The following is a 15,026-nucleotide window of genomic DNA, read 5'->3' on the forward strand; positions in this document are numbered from 1 at the left end:
CGCGCTCCCTACGCTCACGAGAACAGGACCGTCGAGAGCTTGCGACGGCCGGCGACGCTCTGCTCGTCCATCGGGCCCCACGCCTCGAAGAACTGCAGCAGCTGCTTGCGCGCCGCCTGGTCGTTCCAGGCGCGATCGGCCTTGATGATGGCGATCAGCTGGTCGACCGCCTCCCCGCGTCGTCCGCCGGCATTGAGCGCGATCGCGAGGTCGAAGCGGGCCTCGTGATCATTGGGATCGGCGGCGATCCGGGCCTCCAGCCCCGCGGTATCGCCGAGCGAGGCGGCCTGCTCGGCCAGCTCGATCGCAGCGCGGATGGCGGCGATCGCCTTGTCCTGCGCCTTGTCGTTCGCCTTGGCCTCCGGGACCATGGCGAGGAAGCCCTTGGCGCCTTCGAGATCGCCGGCGTCGAGATGCAGCCGGGCGAGCCCGGCGATTGCGGTCAGGTTCTCCGGCTCGGCCGCCAGAACCTCGGCATAGAGCTGGCTGGCGCCGGCGGCATCGCCCTGCTCGGCAGCCTCGGCCGCTGCTGCGAGCACCTCCTCCACCGGGCTCGGCCCGGCGGGTCCGGCGATGCGGTCGATGAAGGCCTTGATCTGGCTCTCGGGCTGGGCGCCCATGAAGCCGTCGACAGGCTGGCCGCGCTGGAAGGCGATCACGGCGGGAATCGACTGGATGCCGAGCTGGCCGGCGATGGCGGGATGCTCGTCGATGTTCATCTTGACGAGCTTGACCTTGCCGCGCGCGTCGCGAACCGCCTTCTCGATCACCGGCGTCAGCTGCTTGCACGGGCCGCACCAGGGAGCCCAGAAATCGACGAGCACCGGCTGGTTCATCGACTCGGCGATCACGTCCTGTCGGAACCCCTGCGTCGTCGTATCCTTCACCAGCTCCCCGGCGGGAGCCGCATCGCCATTGACCAGCATGGGCCGTCCTTCATCCTGTCTGCCGCCGCCCCTCGGGGCGCTATCCTGTCGAGCCTTTTAGGCGATCCCTGCCGTATTCGAAACCTCGGCGCGCATCTCGGGCGCCGCCCAGGCCAGGCTCTCCCGCCCTAGATGGGAAGCGCGGGCGCCGCTGTCCATCACCCGGCGTCGCTTTGCGCCGCAGGTGGCGCCGGCAGCGCCAGGATGCGCGGCGCGTGCCCGACGGCCTCCAGGAAGCGCAGCATGTCCTCGCGCGCGATCGTCAGGGTCGCGGTGTTGACCAGCGGGTGGAAATTGAGCGGCGCCCCGTCCATCAGCGCGGCGTCGAGCACCATGGTCACCGCTCCTGCCCGGTCGTTGGCGACGGCGAAGGCCGTGACCGAACCCGGCGTGACGCCCAGCGTCGCCATCAGCAGCTCGGCCGAGCCGAAGGAAAGCCGCCCGGAGGCGCCGAGCGCTTCGTGCAGGCGCTTCAGGTCGATCGCGGTGCTCTCCAGCGCCGAGACCAGGAAGAGCCGGCCCTTCTTGTCCTTCAGGAACAGGTTCTTGGTGTGGTGCCCCGGCAGCGCGATGCGCAGCGTCTTCGATTCCGCCACGGTGAACACCGCGACATGATCGGTGCGCGCCGTCGCGATGCCGAGGCCGTCGAGCAGCGCGACGAGATCCTCGGGCGTCAGCGGCGTACGGACGGCGGTTTCGGGCACGGGCAGATCGGACATCGGCGATTCTCTTGGGTCTGGCGTGCTGGAGCACCCCGATTCCGTGCCGCATCGCGCCGCGGCGGGCAATCCCCCGGCTCGCCAGCGGCCGGGTCGCAGCCAGCCGGCGAAATTATCCACAGCCCCACCACAGCGCGCCTTGCGGGTTTCCCAGCGAAAATGCGTGATTTTCGCCGCGAAACGCCGGGGTCCAGCCTGGCGCCGTTCACACCTCCCCCGGCGATCGGCAGCCCATCGCGATTTTCTCGCAAGAAGGCGCTTGCGCACCGCCCGGCTTTGGGGCAATAACCCGCCAACGCCGCAGCGAGCGGCGCCACTGTCCGGATGCGGGTGTAGCTCAGGGGTAGAGCACAACCTTGCCAAGGTTGGGGTCGAGGGTTCGAATCCCTTCGCCCGCTCCAGATGGTCTCTGATGAAGAGAAGCATGCAAGCGTCGGGTCTCCCGGCGCTTTTTGCTTTTCTGGCCTGGGCGGCTCGAGGCAGCTTCTGAAGGCTTCCGGAAGTCCATGGTTACCTCGTTGTACAGGTCCGGTTCCGGCGCCGCTCGGGGTCTTTCGGCCCCATGCCCGCTGCTCCTCACTGTTTGAAGCAACTTTCGCGGCGCACCCCAGCAACCCCTCCGAGCCAATACAGGCCGCGGCGTGCATGCGCCCGCGGAGCTGTCGCCGGCGGGGCGGCCTGGTGCGACCGCCTCGATCCTGAATTCAGGTCCAAACCGTCTTCGACCCGTGTGCCGTGCCGAGGCTCATCATCCCCCGAATGTCGCGGGTCATGAAACCACCTCAGGCTGCCGGATCGTCCCAGGGACATGGTGTTCGCCGATCTTAACAAGGGGCGACGTCGTGTTCAGCCAGGCGAACATCGCCGGCCGCCCAGATCGGCGTGCGTCACGCGTAAATGATTGAATTACCGAGATTATCGATCGACTAGGCCATTGGCACGTTTCTTCCAGTTCCAAGATCCGAAACGGATCGGGCAGGAATGGATCTCGCACTCGTCGTCTTCATCGCTTTCGCCTCGGCGCCGCTCGCCGCCTGGCTCGGCGGCCGCTCGTCGCCCGTCATGGCCTGCGTGCCGCTGGTGCTGGCCATTTGTTTCCTCGGCTTTGCGCCGCTCGTGGCAGAGGGGCAGGCCGTCACAGCCGCTCGCGACTGGATCCCGTCGCTGGGCATCACCGCGGCATTCCGGCTCGACGGGCTCTCGCTCGTCTTCGCGCTGCTGATCACCGGCGTCGGCACGGCCGTCTTTCTCTATGCGTCGCTCTACCTGAAGGCCTATCCGCGCCTGCCGCGTTTCTACGCGGCGCTGACGCTGTTCATGGCGGCGATGCTCGGCGCCGTTCTGGCTGACGACCTGCTGCTGCTCGTCGTCTTCTGGGAGCTGACCAGTCTGACCTCCTTCCTGCTGATCGGTTTTTCGCCGGAGAAGGCGGCCTCGCGCCGTGCTGCGCAGCAGGGGCTACTCGTCACGGTGGGCGGCGGGCTCGCCATGCTTGCGGGCGTGATCATTCTCGGCCAGATCGCCGGGAGCTATTCGATCTCCGGCCTGATCGCCCGCAAGGCGGAGATCGCGGGCCACCCGCTGGCTTCGACGATCATCTGCCTGCTCGCGGCAGGCGCCTTCGCCAAGTCTGCGCAGGCGCCGCTGCATCCATGGCTCGCCAACGCCATGGTCGCGCCGACCCCGGTCTCTGCCTTCCTGCATTCGGCCACCATGGTGAAGCTCGGCGTCTATCTGCTGGCGCGGCTGAGCCCGGTCTTCGAGGGGCACCAGAGCTGGGTTCTGCTGCTGACCGGGTTCGGCGGGCTGACCATGCTGGTCGGCGCGGTGCTCGCCCTGCGCGAGACGGATCTCAAGCGCGTGCTGGCCTATTCGACGATCATCTCGCTCGGCACGTTGGTGCTGATGATCGGCATCCCGGGCGATCTCTCGGCCATGGCGGTCGTGACCTTCCTCGTGGTCCACGCGCTCTACAAGGCCTGCCTCTTCCTCGTGGCCGGCATCGTCGACCACGAGACCGGAACGCGGGATTCCGCGGCGCTCGGAGGTCTGCGCCACGCCATGCCGCTGACCGCGCTCGTCGCTTTCGCCGGCAGTCTCTCCATGGCGGGACTGCCGCCCTTCATCGGCTTCGCCGCGAAGGAACTGGTCTACGAGACCGGCCTCGCGGCCTCCACCTCGTGGCTGGTCGTCGCCGTCGCGCTCGTCGCCAATGCGGTCATGGTGGTGATCGCCTGCATCGTCTCGTGGCGCTGTTTCGCCGGCCCACCCCGGCCCACGCCGAGGAAGCCGCACGACCCCGGCGTCGCCATGCTGGCCGGCCCCTTGGTGCTGGCGTCGCTGGGCCTGGTGTTCGGGCTCGCGCCCTGGCTCGTCAGCGACACCCTGATCCTGCCCGCGGCGGCCGCGGTCGCGGGGCATCCGATCGACTACAACCTCGCCCTCTGGCACGGCTTCACGCCGATGCTGCTCCTCAGCCTCCTGACGCTTGGTCTCGGCGTCGCGGCTTTCGGGAGCTGGACGCGCATCCGGACGCAGCTGAGCGGCGTCGAGCAGATCGCCCTGTGGGGGCCGGATCGCGTCTACGACCGGGCCATGGAAGGCCTCCAGTCCGTGGCGCGCTGGCAGACGCAGGCCATCCAGTCGGGAAGCCTGCGCAGCTATACCGGCTATACCGTCGCGGTGGCGGCGCTCGCGGGTTTCGCCACGCTGATCTCGCAAGGCGGTTTCGCATGGCCGAGCTTCGCCGGGATCTGGCAGCCCGAGCTCGTCATCGCGGTGCTGCTCGTCGCGGCGACCCTCGCAGTGCTCCGGGCGCGCAATTTCGTCGCCGGCATCGCGGCCGCCGGTCTCGTCGGCTTCGCGGTGGCGCTGCTGTTCCTGTTCCAGGGCGCGCCTGACCTCGCCTTCACGCAGTTCTCGGTCGAGGCGCTCTCGATCGTGATTCTGCTCGCGATCGTCGGGCGCCTGCCCTTCCGCGACAGCGACTATCGCCGGCGCGGCGAAAAGCTGCGCGACGGCACGATCGCACTCGGCGCGGGCGTCATGGCGACACTCGTCATGCTGTCGGTGCTGGCGCAGCCTTTCGATGCGCGCCTGTCGGACTTCTTCCGGGCCGAGAGCGTGCCGCAGGCTCATGGTCGCAACCTCGTCAACGTCATCATCGTCGACTTCCGCGCGCTGGACACGCTCGGCGAGATCGCCGTGCTCGGGCTGGCGGGGATCGCGGCCGCTGCGGTCATCGCCGGCCTGAGGCGCGCCACTACGGGAGGCACTCGATGAATTCGCTGATCCTGCTCACCAGCAGCCGCATCGTTCTGCCGGTCGCGATTCTCTTCTCGGTCTATGTGCTGCTGCGCGGCCACAACGAGCCCGGCGGCGGATTCATCGGCGGGCTGATCGCGGCAGCCGGCATCGCAGTGCACAGCCTGCCGCGCGGCCGCAACGCGCTGGTGCGGCTGCTCCGGGTCTCGCCCAAGGCGCTGATCGGCAGCGGGCTGATGCTCGCCTTGCTGTCCGGGCTGCCGGGACTTCTGCTGGCCGAGCCGTTCCTGCAGCACCAATGGGCCTTTCCAGGAGGCCTGCCGCTGAGCACGACCCTCGTCTTCGACGTCGGGGTCTATCTCTGCGTCATCGGCGCGGTGCTGACCTTCCTCGCCTATTATCTGGAGGCGTGACGATGGAGCCCGTCTTCGCGCTGGCCTTCGGCGTCCTCGTCGCCGCGTCGGCCTATCTCGTGATGTCGCGCAACGTGCTGAGGATCGTGCTCGGCCTGCTCCTGCTCGGCAATGCGGCCAATCTCTCGCTCTTCCTGGCCGGGCGGATGGGATCGCGCACGCCGCCGCTGGTGCCGGACGGGGCCGAGGCCCTGGTGGGCGGCGGCAATCCCCTGCCCCAGGCGCTCATCCTGACCGCGATCGTGATCTCCTTCGCGCTGATCGCCTTCACCGTGATCCTGTTCGAAAGCGCGCATCGCCGCTTCGATACGCTCGACACCGAGGAGCTGCGCGCCGCCGAGCCGCGGGCGGCCAAGGCGGCGGCGCCGTCGCCCCCGCCAAGCCACTCCCCCGCGCCGCCCGTGACGGAGCCGGCCCGATGAGCACCCATCTCCTGCTCTCGATGCCGATCCTCTGGCCGCTTCTGGGCGTCGCGCTCTGCTGCGTCTTCTGGCAGAGGCCGCGCGCCCAGCGGATCGTCAGCCTCGCCGCGAGCGCCGGGCTGCTGCTGTCGTCCCTCGCATTGCTTGCGGCGACGCGGGACGGGACCGTGCCGGCGACACAGTTCGGCGGCTGGGCAGCGCCGTTCGGCATCAGCTTCGTCGGCGACATGCTCTCCGCCGCCATGGTGGTCATCACCGGGCTGATGGCGGTCGCGGTCGGCATCTACGGCCTCGTCGATGATGCCGAAGCGCGCGAGGCGTCGCTTTACCATCCGCTCTATCAGGGCCTGCTGCTCGGCGTCACCGGCGCCTTCCTGACCGGCGACATCTTCAACCTCTATGTCTGGTTCGAGGTGATGCTGATCTCGTCCTTCGGCCTGCTGGCGCTGGGCGGCACGCGCGAGCAGCTCGACGCAGGGGTGAAATACGTCACCCTCAACCTCGTCGCGACGACGCTTTTCCTGATCTGCGTGGCCTTCCTCTACGGGCTGACCGGCAGCCTCAACATGGCCGATATCGCCCGCGTGCTGCCCACGGTCGAGAACCAGGGGCTGGTCACCACCATCGCAGTGCTCTTCCTCGTCGCCTTCGGCTCGAAGGCGGCGGTGTTCCCGCTGTTCTTCTGGCTGCCAGCCGCCTACCACACCGCCTCGGCACCGATCGTGGCGATCTTCGCCGCGCTGCTGACCAAGGTCGGCGTCTATGCCATCCTCCGCAGCTTCACGCTCATCTTCGATCTCTCGCTTGGCTTCACGGCGTCGATCATCGGGGTCGTCGCCGCGTTGACGATGGTCACCGGCGTGCTGGGCGCGGCGGCGCATTTCGACGTGCGCAAGATCCTGTCGTTCCACATCATCAGCCAGATCGGCTACATGCTGCTCGGCATCGCGGTCGCCACCCCGCTCGCGATCGGCGGCGCGATCCTCTACGTCATCCACCACATCGTGGTGAAGGCGAACCTGTTCCTGCTGGCGGGCGTCATCAACCGTGCCGGCGGCTCCTTCGAGCTCAAGCAGGTCGGAGGGCTCTACCGGACCCTGCCCTGGCTCGGCGTCCTCTTCCTGATCCCGGCCCTCTCGCTGGCAGGCCTGCCGCCGCTCTCCGGCTTCTGGTCGAAATTCGTGGTGGTAAAGGCGAGCCTCGACGCCGGCCATGTCGTGCTCGCGGGGACGGCGCTCGCAGTCGGCGTGCTGACGCTCTACTCGATGCTGAAAATCTGGAACGAGGCCTTCTGGAAGGCCGCGCCGGCCGAAAGCACAGCCGCGACGCAACGCTGGCTCGCCGAGCCCGGTACGCGCCGCACGATGCTGACACCCATCGTCCTGCTCGCAGCCGTCACCCTGACGATCGGCCTGATGGCCGAGCCTTTCGTGGCCTTCTCGCTGCGTGCGGGCGAGCAGTTGCTCGACAAGAGCGCCTATATCGAGGCCGTGCTCGGCGCCGATGCGCAGCGCACGGCGGAGGCCCGGCCATGAAGGCTTTCGCGAATGCCACGCTCGCCTGGGGCAGGCTGGCCGCACTCTTCCTGAAGGAGCTGTCGCTGTCGGTGAAGGAGGTGACGCTTACCGTCCTCGATCCCGAGCGGGCCAACCGCTCGGCCATCGTCGCCGTCCCGCTCGATGTCCGCAGCGATGCGGGCATCACCCTGCTCGCCAACATGATCACGCTGACGCCGGGAACCGTGAGCCTGCATGTCAGCGAGGACCGCTCGACCCTCTACGTCCACGTGATGAACGTGTCGGACCTCAGCGTCGACCAGATCAAGGAGGGGTTCGAACGCCGTGTGAAGGAGGTCCTGCCATGAGCGCCGAGTCCGTCCACCAGATCGCGGTCGCCCTGGCGGCGCTGCTCGTCCTGGCGGCGCTGGTCTGCGCGGGGATACGCATCGTGCGAGGCCCCGGAGGGCCGGACCGCGTGGTCGCGCTCGACATGCTGAGCCTGCTCGGCGTCGCTGCCACCGGGCTCGCGGTCGTCGTGTCCGGATCCGCCGCCTTCCTCGACATCGCTCTGGGCGTGGCGCTGGTCGGCTTCCTGACGACGGTCGCCTTCGCCGCCTTCATCGAGCGCGGCTCGATCAACGAAGAGGAGCGCTGACCATGCTGTGGCTCTCGTCGGTCTGTCTGGTCGCCGGCGCGGCGATCTGCCTCGTGGCGGCGGCGGGCGTGCTGCGCCTGCCCGACTTCTTCATGCGGATGCACGCCGCCACCGAGGCCGGCGTGGCCGGCTGCGGCCTGATCCTGATCGGCGTCGCCTTCGCCTATCCGTCGCTCGAGATCTGGGTGAAGGTCGTGCTCGGCGTTGGCTTCCTGCTCGTGACCACGCCGATCGCCGGCCACCTGCTCGCCCGCGCCGGCTATGTCGGCGGGGTGCCCCTCTGGACCGGCACGAGCGGCGACGAACTGGCAGGCGCGCTGCAGCGCGGCTCATTCGACCAGCCTTCGGCGCGCTCCGCGCGCCGGCCCGGCAGTCCGGAAGCCGCGCCCGGGCGCTTCCAAGTCGTCCTCGCCCTGTCGTCGGGGCCGCTCGGCGACGAGCTCGTGGCGCAGGCGATCGCGCTGGCGAAGGCCCATGGCGGCGAAGTCAGGGCGATGGCGATCGTCGACACGAAGATGCTGGCCAATGTCGGCCCGGTTCCGCTCGGCGGCAATCATTATGCGGCTCGCCTTCGGACGACGCGCATCGAGGAGGCGAGGCGCCGGCTCGCGGTGAGCGTCGAGCGCTTCGAGGCCGCCGTCACGCAGGCTGGAGTGCCGTATGGCATCCGGCTCGACGAGGGCGATCCCGCGGTCTTGCTGCGCTCGCACCTGCCGCATCATGGGCTCCTGCTGATCGACGCCCGGCACTGGTTCGATCACGGCGCCGGCGAGGGCGTCGCGGATCCGCCGAACCACCTGGTCGCGCGCGGCGTCTACCCGCTCGCGGCGATCGCGGCCAGGGCCGATCCGGTCGAGCGTGCCGTCCTTCTGCATGACGGCACGGCCCACAGCAACCGTACCCTCTCCTGGCTGCTCGCCACCGATCCCTGGCCTGACACCCGGCTCGCCATCCGCGCGGTGGAGGGCGCCGACGAAGCGGCCGTAGCGGACTCGGTGCGGCGGGCCTTTGCGGCCGAAGGACGAGAGCCGCCGCAGGTGGAAAGCCGACAGGCGCCACTCGCCGCCGCGGTGGTCATCCACGGCAATCACCGCCACCGGAGCTGGATCGGCACGTCGCGACGCACGCAATCCGACACGCGGCCGTCACCGGTTGTCATCTTCGGCTGAGACGACCTAGGGTCCACGTTCCGACAGTCCTGCGCGGGAGCGAGCCCTGACATTTTCGATCGCCGCGCTGCCGGTCGCGATCCGGCTGCCGCTCGCCGCCGCGGCCATGATCTTCCTGGCGGCGGTGGCCTCGACGCAGGCCGCCCTGTTCGTGATGGCGCGTCATACCGAGCGGCAGACCGAGTTGCTGGGGCAGATCTATCTCGACGGCCTGTCGGCCGCCGTGCTGCCCTACGCCCGAATCGGCGACGCCGCGGCGGTCGAGGACGCGCTGCGCCGGGCTCTCTCGTTCCACGACGGCATCGTCGAGCGCCAGGTCGGCTTCGTCGATTCCCGCCAGACCGTCACCACACTGGCGCGCAACGACAGCGCCCCGCTGCAGCCGCTGCCGGAGGCCGTCATGGTGCAGCCGGCCGGGGTTCTCCGGAGCGACGATGAAAGCGTCTGGTTCTGGAGAGCGCTTCGGCTCGGCGACCAGTCCTATGGAACGGTGGCCGCCCATCTCGACGTATCCGGTTTCCGCGGCGACCGGGAGCGGCTGCGCTGGTTCCTCCTGTTCGCCGATCTCGTCTTCTCGGGGCTTTGCGCGATCGCCGGCTTCTTCATGATGCGCCGGATCCAGCAGCCGGTAACGGTCATCGCGCAACGCCTCTATCAGGCGGCCCTGGGGACGCCGAAACCGATCGAGACCGGTGCCATGCCGGATGAGGAGCAGTCGCGGATCATGTTCCACGCCTTCAACGCCATGGTCCACGCCAGCCGCGAGCGGGAGGGCCTGCTCGCGCATATGGCCGAGCAGCAGCGCAAGGCCGATCTCGGCCAGCTCGCCGCGGTGATCGCGCACGAGGTCCGCAATCCGCTGGCGGGCATGCGGACGGCGATCTCGACGCTTCGGCGTTTCGGCGATCGGACATCGACGCGCGAGGAGACGCTCGGATTCCTGGATCGTGGCGTCGACGCGCTCGGACGGGTCGTGGACGCGACACTCGCCAGCTACCGCCCCCAGGCGGACTGGCGTCCGCTGACGCTCCGGGATTTCGACGATCTTCGCCTGCTGGTCGAGGCCGACAGCCGGGCGCGGAAAGTGAAGCTCGTTTTCGACGTTGCGCTGCCGGACACCCTGCCGGTTCCGGCGCTGGAGGTCAGGCAGGTGCTGCTCAACCTCCTGCTGAACGCGATACGGGCGACGCCGCAAGGCGGCCGGGTCGGGCTCTCGGCCCGCATCGAGCAGGCTTCGCTGCTGCTCGCGGTCTTCGATACCGGCGAGGGCATGCCGTCATCGCTGGCGCGCGCCTACGAGAAGGGCCCCGAGGAGCTCGAAGGGCCCGGTCTCGGCATCGGCATCGTGATCCGCCTCGTCGAGCGCCTGAACGGCCGGATCGCGATCGACGCGTCGCCGCAGACCGGCACCACGGTGACGCTGACGCTGCCGCTGGGAGCGGAGGAGCCTTCATCATGAGCGGCGATACCGTGATCCTCGTGGTCGAGGACGATCAGGTCCTGGGTGGCGCACTCGCGCAGCGCCTGAAGCTCGAGGGCTTCGAGCCTGTCTGGGCACAGGACATGGTCTCCGCGCTCGCGGCGATGCGGCGCCGCAGCCCGGCCTTCGTGCTGTGCGACATCCGCCTGCCGGACGGCTCCGGCGAGGACTTCTACCGCGAGGCACAGAGTTTTCTGGGCCTCACGCCGATCGTCTTCGCGACCGCCTATGGCGAGGTCGAGCAGGCGGTGCGTCTCGTCAAGGCCGGGGCCGACGACTATCTGACCAAGCCCTACGACGTCGACGATCTCGTCGGGCGCATTCGCGCCAGGCTGCGGCCGGTCGCAAAGAGCCGCCCGGCCGCAAGGCCGGTCGCTCCATCGGGTGCGATGACGGTGCTCGGCAGGCAGCTCGAACGCGCGGCGGGCTCCCGGTTGCCGGTGTTGATGACCGGCGAGACCGGCGTCGGCAAAGAGGTGGCGGCCCGGCGTCTGCACGAGGCGTCGGCCTGGTCGGCCGAGCCTTTCGTCGCCGTGAATTGCGGAGCGATCCCGAAAGACCTGCTCGAAAGCCAGTTCTTCGGCCATCGGCGGGGCGCCTTCACCGGGGCGTTGCAGGCCCATGTCGGGCATTTCGAGGAGGTCGGAGCCGGCACGCTCTTTCTCGACGAGATCGGGGAGCTCGACCTGCGGCTGCAGGCGGCGCTGCTGCGCGTGCTGCAGGACGGCCGGTACCGTCCTGTCGGCGCGGCGCAGGACGGCCAGTTCCGCGGCAGGATCGTCGCGGCCACCAATGCCGACCTCGAGCAGATGCGCCGGGACGGGCGATTTCGCGACGACCTGTTCTTTCGCCTCTCCGTGCTGACCTTCGCAATCCCGCCGCTGCGCGAACGGCTGAACGAGATCATGCCGCTCGCCATGCTTTTCCTCGACGAGTCGACGCAGGACGACGCGGGAGAGAAACAGCTCTCCGCAGAGGCAGACACCGCCCTGATGAGCCATGACTGGCCGGGCAATGTGCGCGAACTGCGCAACCGGATCGCCCGCGCCTGCGTCATGGCCGATGGCCCCGTCATCGGACCGGGCGACCTTTTTCCCGAGCGACGTCTCGCGGATGTCCCGAGACCCGACCTGTCCCGCGCGCGGGCCGCGGCGGACGCCGCCGAGATCGAGAAGGCCCTGGCGCAGGCGGGCGGGAATCTCGGGGAGGCCGCCAAGCTGCTCGGTATCTCCCGGACGACGCTTTGGAAACGGCGCTCGTCGGGTGGCGTGGACAGATAGCGTCAGTGTCGTTGGAAGCGGCGTTCCTGCCGAGATGAAGTCCTGTTTCAGCGGTAGGACGCGCTCCGGTGGGAACCGGCCGTGCGTCACCGGCCGATCGATGCGCGCTCGGGCCGCGCGATGGAGAGCCTGCGATAGGCGGGCCGCCGCAGGCGCAGAGTCGCGACCTGCCGGGGTTCAGTCGGAGCGCAGCCAGTAAGCTCGTCCCTCGATCAGGATCGTGTCAGGCGGCGTGCCCTTCGCAGTCTCGGGGACGGCAAGAAAGCGACGCTCCTCGCCTTGCGCGGTCGCGAGGACCAGAGCGAAGCCATCAATGCGATAGCGCGCGGTCGTCTCCGGCTGGCGGGCGCCGCTGACGATCATGTAGCTCGTGCCGACATTGCCGGCGACGAAGCCGTCCCGGCGATCGGTCGCGGTCCCGTCCGCAGAGAAGGTGATATGGCGCTCGCCTCTGGCCCCTCCGGCCGCGACGGTCAGATAGCGATAGCGGCCTTCGAGCCGGCGCGCCGTCAGCGGTCGCAACGCTTGTGCCTCGCCGAGCGCGATGGTTTCGCCCCGCTCGGCGCCACCTGTTGCCGTCAGGACGGTCCGCTCGCCCTGCCCGCGCCAGGTGAACCAGCGCTCGGGCTCGCGCCGGCGCGAGAGCGCCGCCGCGAAATCGCTGACGGGAAAGCCCCAGTCGTGGCGATAGGCAGTGCCGTCGCGCAGCAGCACGTACACGGCCTCGCCGCGGTCGACATAGCCATTGCCGAAGCCGTCCATCCGCGTCGCGAAGCTGGAGGCATAGAGGATCCTGTCGATCTCGCCCGGCGCGATGCCACGATCAGGACCGGCATTGGCTTCCTCGGCGGAGAGCGGCCGAGCGGTCAGGCCGGCCTCGTCGGGTACGTCGGCGAAGGGGCGGCCCGCCTCCTCGCGCGTCATCAGGCTGCAGCGGTCGAGCGTGACGCGGCCGCCGGCCGCATCGTCGAGCACGAGGCGCGGGCTGCCGGCCACGACCATGTCCCGGCCGCGCGACGCCACCATGCGTTCGGCAGCCGCGTCGTTTGCGAAGGACTGGCAGCGCGCTGCGAACAGCGACTGCCGGTCGCCCCGCCATTCGCGCAGCTCGCGCTCGCCGGTGACACGCCCGAACAGCAATTGCAGCCCCTCGGAGGCCAGCCAGCGCCCGGCATGGTCCTGCCGGGCGCGTCGCAGCGACGGCGAGCGACGCGCGCCCTCCCGACTGCCGATCTCGGCCATGGTCCGCTCCAGCCGGGCCGACAGCAGCGCGAGCCGCTGGATCTCGGCTGCCTCCAGGCTCTGCACGCGCGGCGGGGGCGGAGGCGGTGCGGCCGTGTCGACGCCGAGCCGGCGGGAGAGCGAGATCAGGCGGCGGACAGCGGATTTGACGTCGAACTGCTTACCGGCAAGCAGTTTCCCGAAATCGCGGCACTGGCCCGGCGATTTCTCGAGGTCCTCGACGATCAGCGCGGCCAGCTTACGGCTCTGCCCGTCGATCTGCGTCGCGATGTCGGGCGATCGCCGCACCAGCCCATCGAGCACACGCCGATAATCGTCGGTGAGGTTGTCGTGACGCCAGGCGGCCAGCGCATCCTTGCGCATCTGCGCACCGTCGGGCTCGCGACGGTCGCAGGCCTCGCCATAGAGCCGCGCCGCCTCGAACGCGCCGACAGCCTTGCCGAGATGGCCGACGAGCTCGTCGGCATCCTGTGCCGCAAGCGCCGTCGCCGACAGCGCGAGCAGACCCGCCGCGAGGCCTAGCCTCAGCGGCATGGCCCGACGATCCGGTCGACGCGGAGGACGGGCGCGGCGTCGGCTGTCGCGGGCCGGGCGATCGCCCCGACGATCTCGAGACAGGCCATGGCGTTCCAGGCCGACGAGATGCGCGACGCGTCGGCCGCCTTCGCCTGGAGATCCGGCAGACGTGTGCCGGCCCAATAGGGGCGAAGGAAATCCCGACCCGGCTGGTCGATCCGCACCACGCCCCGCCGCGGACAGGGATCCTTGACGCAGGCAATGCCGGTGGCGCCGATGGCGAGCCGCTCGCCGGGGCCATGCGTATCGCGTGCCGAAGCCGCGCCGGCCAGCATCGCCGCCAGCATACCGATCACCAGTCCCCGCCGCACCGGCATGGCGTCATCCTTCCCTGTTCGCGGCGCTCGCGGCCGTGCTTCCGCAGCCGACCCGCGTCTTTCCAAAGGGATGCGGCCGGCTGTGCGTGCGCAATCTGACCGGCGATCGTGATCGGGATATGGCGCCGGGGCCGCTGCCGCTCTAGCCTACCGCGCGGCCGCTCGCCCTGTTCAGGGCACGGGCGCCATGGCCAGGGCCGGTCCGGATCGCATCTGCACCCGATCCGGTCGCCGCCCTGTCGCCGTCATCGGATGCGACTGCGAGCGCGAGGCGGACGGAGGCGCCGCTCGTCGAAAGGGCTGAGGCATGGGCCGCAAGACAGCGATGATCATCGGCGCGCTGGGCCTGCTCGCCGCTCTCGGCGTCATCGTCGGCGAACCCGGCGCGCAGCGCGGCGCGACGCCGGTGCGACAGCCGGCTGAGCCCGGTGCGATCCCGCCGGCCGCAGCGGACGGGACGACGGCGCTCGAACAGGCGATCATCGACGACAGCTACAGCACCTTTCTCGACCTGCTGCGCCGCGGCGCCGACCCGAATGCGGTGAGGCGCGACGGTTCGACTGCGATCCATCTCGCCGCCCAGCATCGCAACCAGCGCTATCTCGAGCGGCTGCTCGACCATGGCGGCAATCCCGACAGCGTGGCGCGCCGGCTCAAACGGACGCCGATCTTCAACGCGCTCGACAGCCGGCGGCCGGACAATCGCGACCTGCTGATCGCACGCGGGGCGAATATCGAGCATGCTGACAGCATGGGCAGCCGGCCGCTGGCGCATGCCGCGGCTATCAACGATTTCGGCAGCGTCTGGCGGCTGTTGCAGGCCGGCGCGGATCCGACGGCGACGAACAATCTCGGTACGACGTTCCAGTCCTCCTTCTTCCGAACCGACCCGGCGATCATGTCCTGGGAGGCGCTGAGACTGCGCCGGAAGGTTGTCGATCTCCTCGAAGCGCGCGGCATCCCGCTCGATCCCAAGGCCAAGCGCACTCCCTGACACGCCCCGACACCGGAACAACCCGCGCCGGGTGGCGTTAGGGAAGCTGGACCGGTCGTCGCTGTCGGGG

General features: G+C 69.4%; 14 protein-coding genes and 1 tRNA gene. 11 read left to right on the top strand and 4 right to left on the bottom strand.

Annotated elements, in window-relative coordinates; translation table 11 throughout:
- Nucleotides 1-14: 14 nt before the first annotated feature.
- Together trxA and ABE438_RS04725 are read right to left on the bottom strand one after the other, a co-directional pair.
- Entirely contained in the window at nt 15-926 is a 912-nt protein-coding gene (gene trxA, locus ABE438_RS04720; protein WP_346501376.1) for a thioredoxin, read from the bottom strand.
- Nucleotides 927-1,084: 158 nt separating this feature from the next.
- Nucleotides 1,085-1,645 carry a prolyl-tRNA synthetase associated domain-containing protein gene (locus ABE438_RS04725; protein ID WP_346501377.1) on the bottom strand — a complete coding sequence of 187 codons (561 nt, stop codon included), beginning with the start codon at nt 1,643-1,645 and terminating at the stop codon, nt 1,085-1,087.
- Between the two features lie 326 nt (nt 1,646-1,971).
- Here ABE438_RS04725 and ABE438_RS04730 point away from each other — a divergent pair.
- The 10 genes from ABE438_RS04730 to ABE438_RS04775 all read left to right on the top strand — a co-directional run bounded on the left by ABE438_RS04730 (nt 1,972) and on the right by ABE438_RS04775 (nt 11,827).
- Nucleotides 1,972-2,046, top strand: a tRNA-Gly gene (locus tag ABE438_RS04730).
- 580 nt (nt 2,047-2,626) lie between these two features.
- Nucleotides 2,627-4,927, top strand: coding sequence for a hydrogen gas-evolving membrane-bound hydrogenase subunit E (mbhE, locus tag ABE438_RS04735; RefSeq protein WP_346501378.1), 2,301 nt, complete (start codon nt 2,627-2,629; stop codon nt 4,925-4,927).
- The gene (locus tag ABE438_RS04740) at nt 4,924-5,322 is read left to right on the top strand and encodes an MnhB domain-containing protein (protein ID WP_346501379.1); all 399 of its coding nucleotides are present in this window, start codon (nt 4,924-4,926) and stop codon (nt 5,320-5,322) included. Before mbhE ends, ABE438_RS04740 begins: the two co-directional genes overlap by 4 nt.
- A 2-nt stretch (nt 5,323-5,324) precedes the next feature.
- Nucleotides 5,325-5,744 carry an NADH-quinone oxidoreductase subunit K gene (locus ABE438_RS04745; protein ID WP_346501380.1) on the top strand — a complete coding sequence of 140 codons (420 nt, stop codon included), beginning with the start codon at nt 5,325-5,327 and terminating at the stop codon, nt 5,742-5,744.
- A complete protein-coding gene (locus tag ABE438_RS04750; protein ID WP_346501381.1) occupies nt 5,741-7,279 on the top strand; it encodes a Na+/H+ antiporter subunit D in 1,539 nt (512 codons plus the stop codon). Before ABE438_RS04745 ends, ABE438_RS04750 begins: the two co-directional genes overlap by 4 nt.
- Nucleotides 7,276-7,608, top strand: coding sequence for a Na+/H+ antiporter subunit E (locus ABE438_RS04755; protein WP_346501382.1), 333 nt, complete (start codon nt 7,276-7,278; stop codon nt 7,606-7,608). Before ABE438_RS04750 ends, ABE438_RS04755 begins: the two co-directional genes overlap by 4 nt.
- On the top strand, nt 7,605-7,898 hold the full coding sequence (locus tag ABE438_RS04760) for an MrpF/PhaF family protein (RefSeq protein ID WP_346501383.1): 294 nt from the start codon (nt 7,605-7,607) through the stop codon (nt 7,896-7,898). The genes ABE438_RS04755 and ABE438_RS04760 overlap by 4 nt, the downstream gene beginning before the upstream one ends.
- A gap of 2 nt (nt 7,899-7,900) precedes the next feature.
- Nucleotides 7,901-9,067 carry a monovalent cation/H(+) antiporter subunit G gene (gene mnhG / locus ABE438_RS04765; RefSeq protein WP_346501384.1) on the top strand — a complete coding sequence of 389 codons (1,167 nt, stop codon included), beginning with the start codon at nt 7,901-7,903 and terminating at the stop codon, nt 9,065-9,067.
- Between the two features lie 106 nt (nt 9,068-9,173).
- Nucleotides 9,174-10,526: a sensor histidine kinase gene (locus ABE438_RS04770; RefSeq protein ID WP_346501385.1), complete on the top strand. Its 1,353-nt coding sequence runs from the start codon at nt 9,174-9,176 to the stop codon at nt 10,524-10,526.
- Complete coding sequence (locus tag ABE438_RS04775) at nt 10,523-11,827, top strand: sigma-54-dependent transcriptional regulator (protein WP_346501386.1); 1,305 nt, start codon at nt 10,523-10,525, stop codon at nt 11,825-11,827. Before ABE438_RS04770 ends, ABE438_RS04775 begins: the two co-directional genes overlap by 4 nt.
- A 177-nt stretch (nt 11,828-12,004) precedes the next feature.
- Here the strand turns inward: ABE438_RS04775 and ABE438_RS04780 are convergent, their stop codons facing one another.
- Both ABE438_RS04780 and ABE438_RS04785 read right to left on the bottom strand, forming a co-directional pair.
- Nucleotides 12,005-13,603 (bottom strand): hypothetical protein, encoded by a 1,599-nt coding sequence (locus tag ABE438_RS04780; RefSeq protein WP_346501387.1) that lies wholly within the window; start codon nt 13,601-13,603, stop codon nt 12,005-12,007.
- Complete coding sequence (locus tag ABE438_RS04785) at nt 13,594-13,962, bottom strand: hypothetical protein (protein WP_346501388.1); 369 nt, start codon at nt 13,960-13,962, stop codon at nt 13,594-13,596. Before ABE438_RS04785 ends, ABE438_RS04780 begins: the two co-directional genes overlap by 10 nt.
- A 307-nt stretch (nt 13,963-14,269) precedes the next feature.
- Here ABE438_RS04785 and ABE438_RS04790 point away from each other — a divergent pair, with 307 nt between their 5' ends.
- Nucleotides 14,270-14,956 carry an ankyrin repeat domain-containing protein gene (locus ABE438_RS04790; RefSeq protein ID WP_346501389.1) on the top strand — a complete coding sequence of 229 codons (687 nt, stop codon included), beginning with the start codon at nt 14,270-14,272 and terminating at the stop codon, nt 14,954-14,956.
- The last annotated feature ends 70 nt before the right edge of the window (nt 14,957-15,026 follow it).

This window comes from Allobosea sp. TWI1241, assembly GCF_039673065.1.
Lineage (GTDB): Bacteria > Pseudomonadota > Alphaproteobacteria > Rhizobiales > Beijerinckiaceae > Allobosea.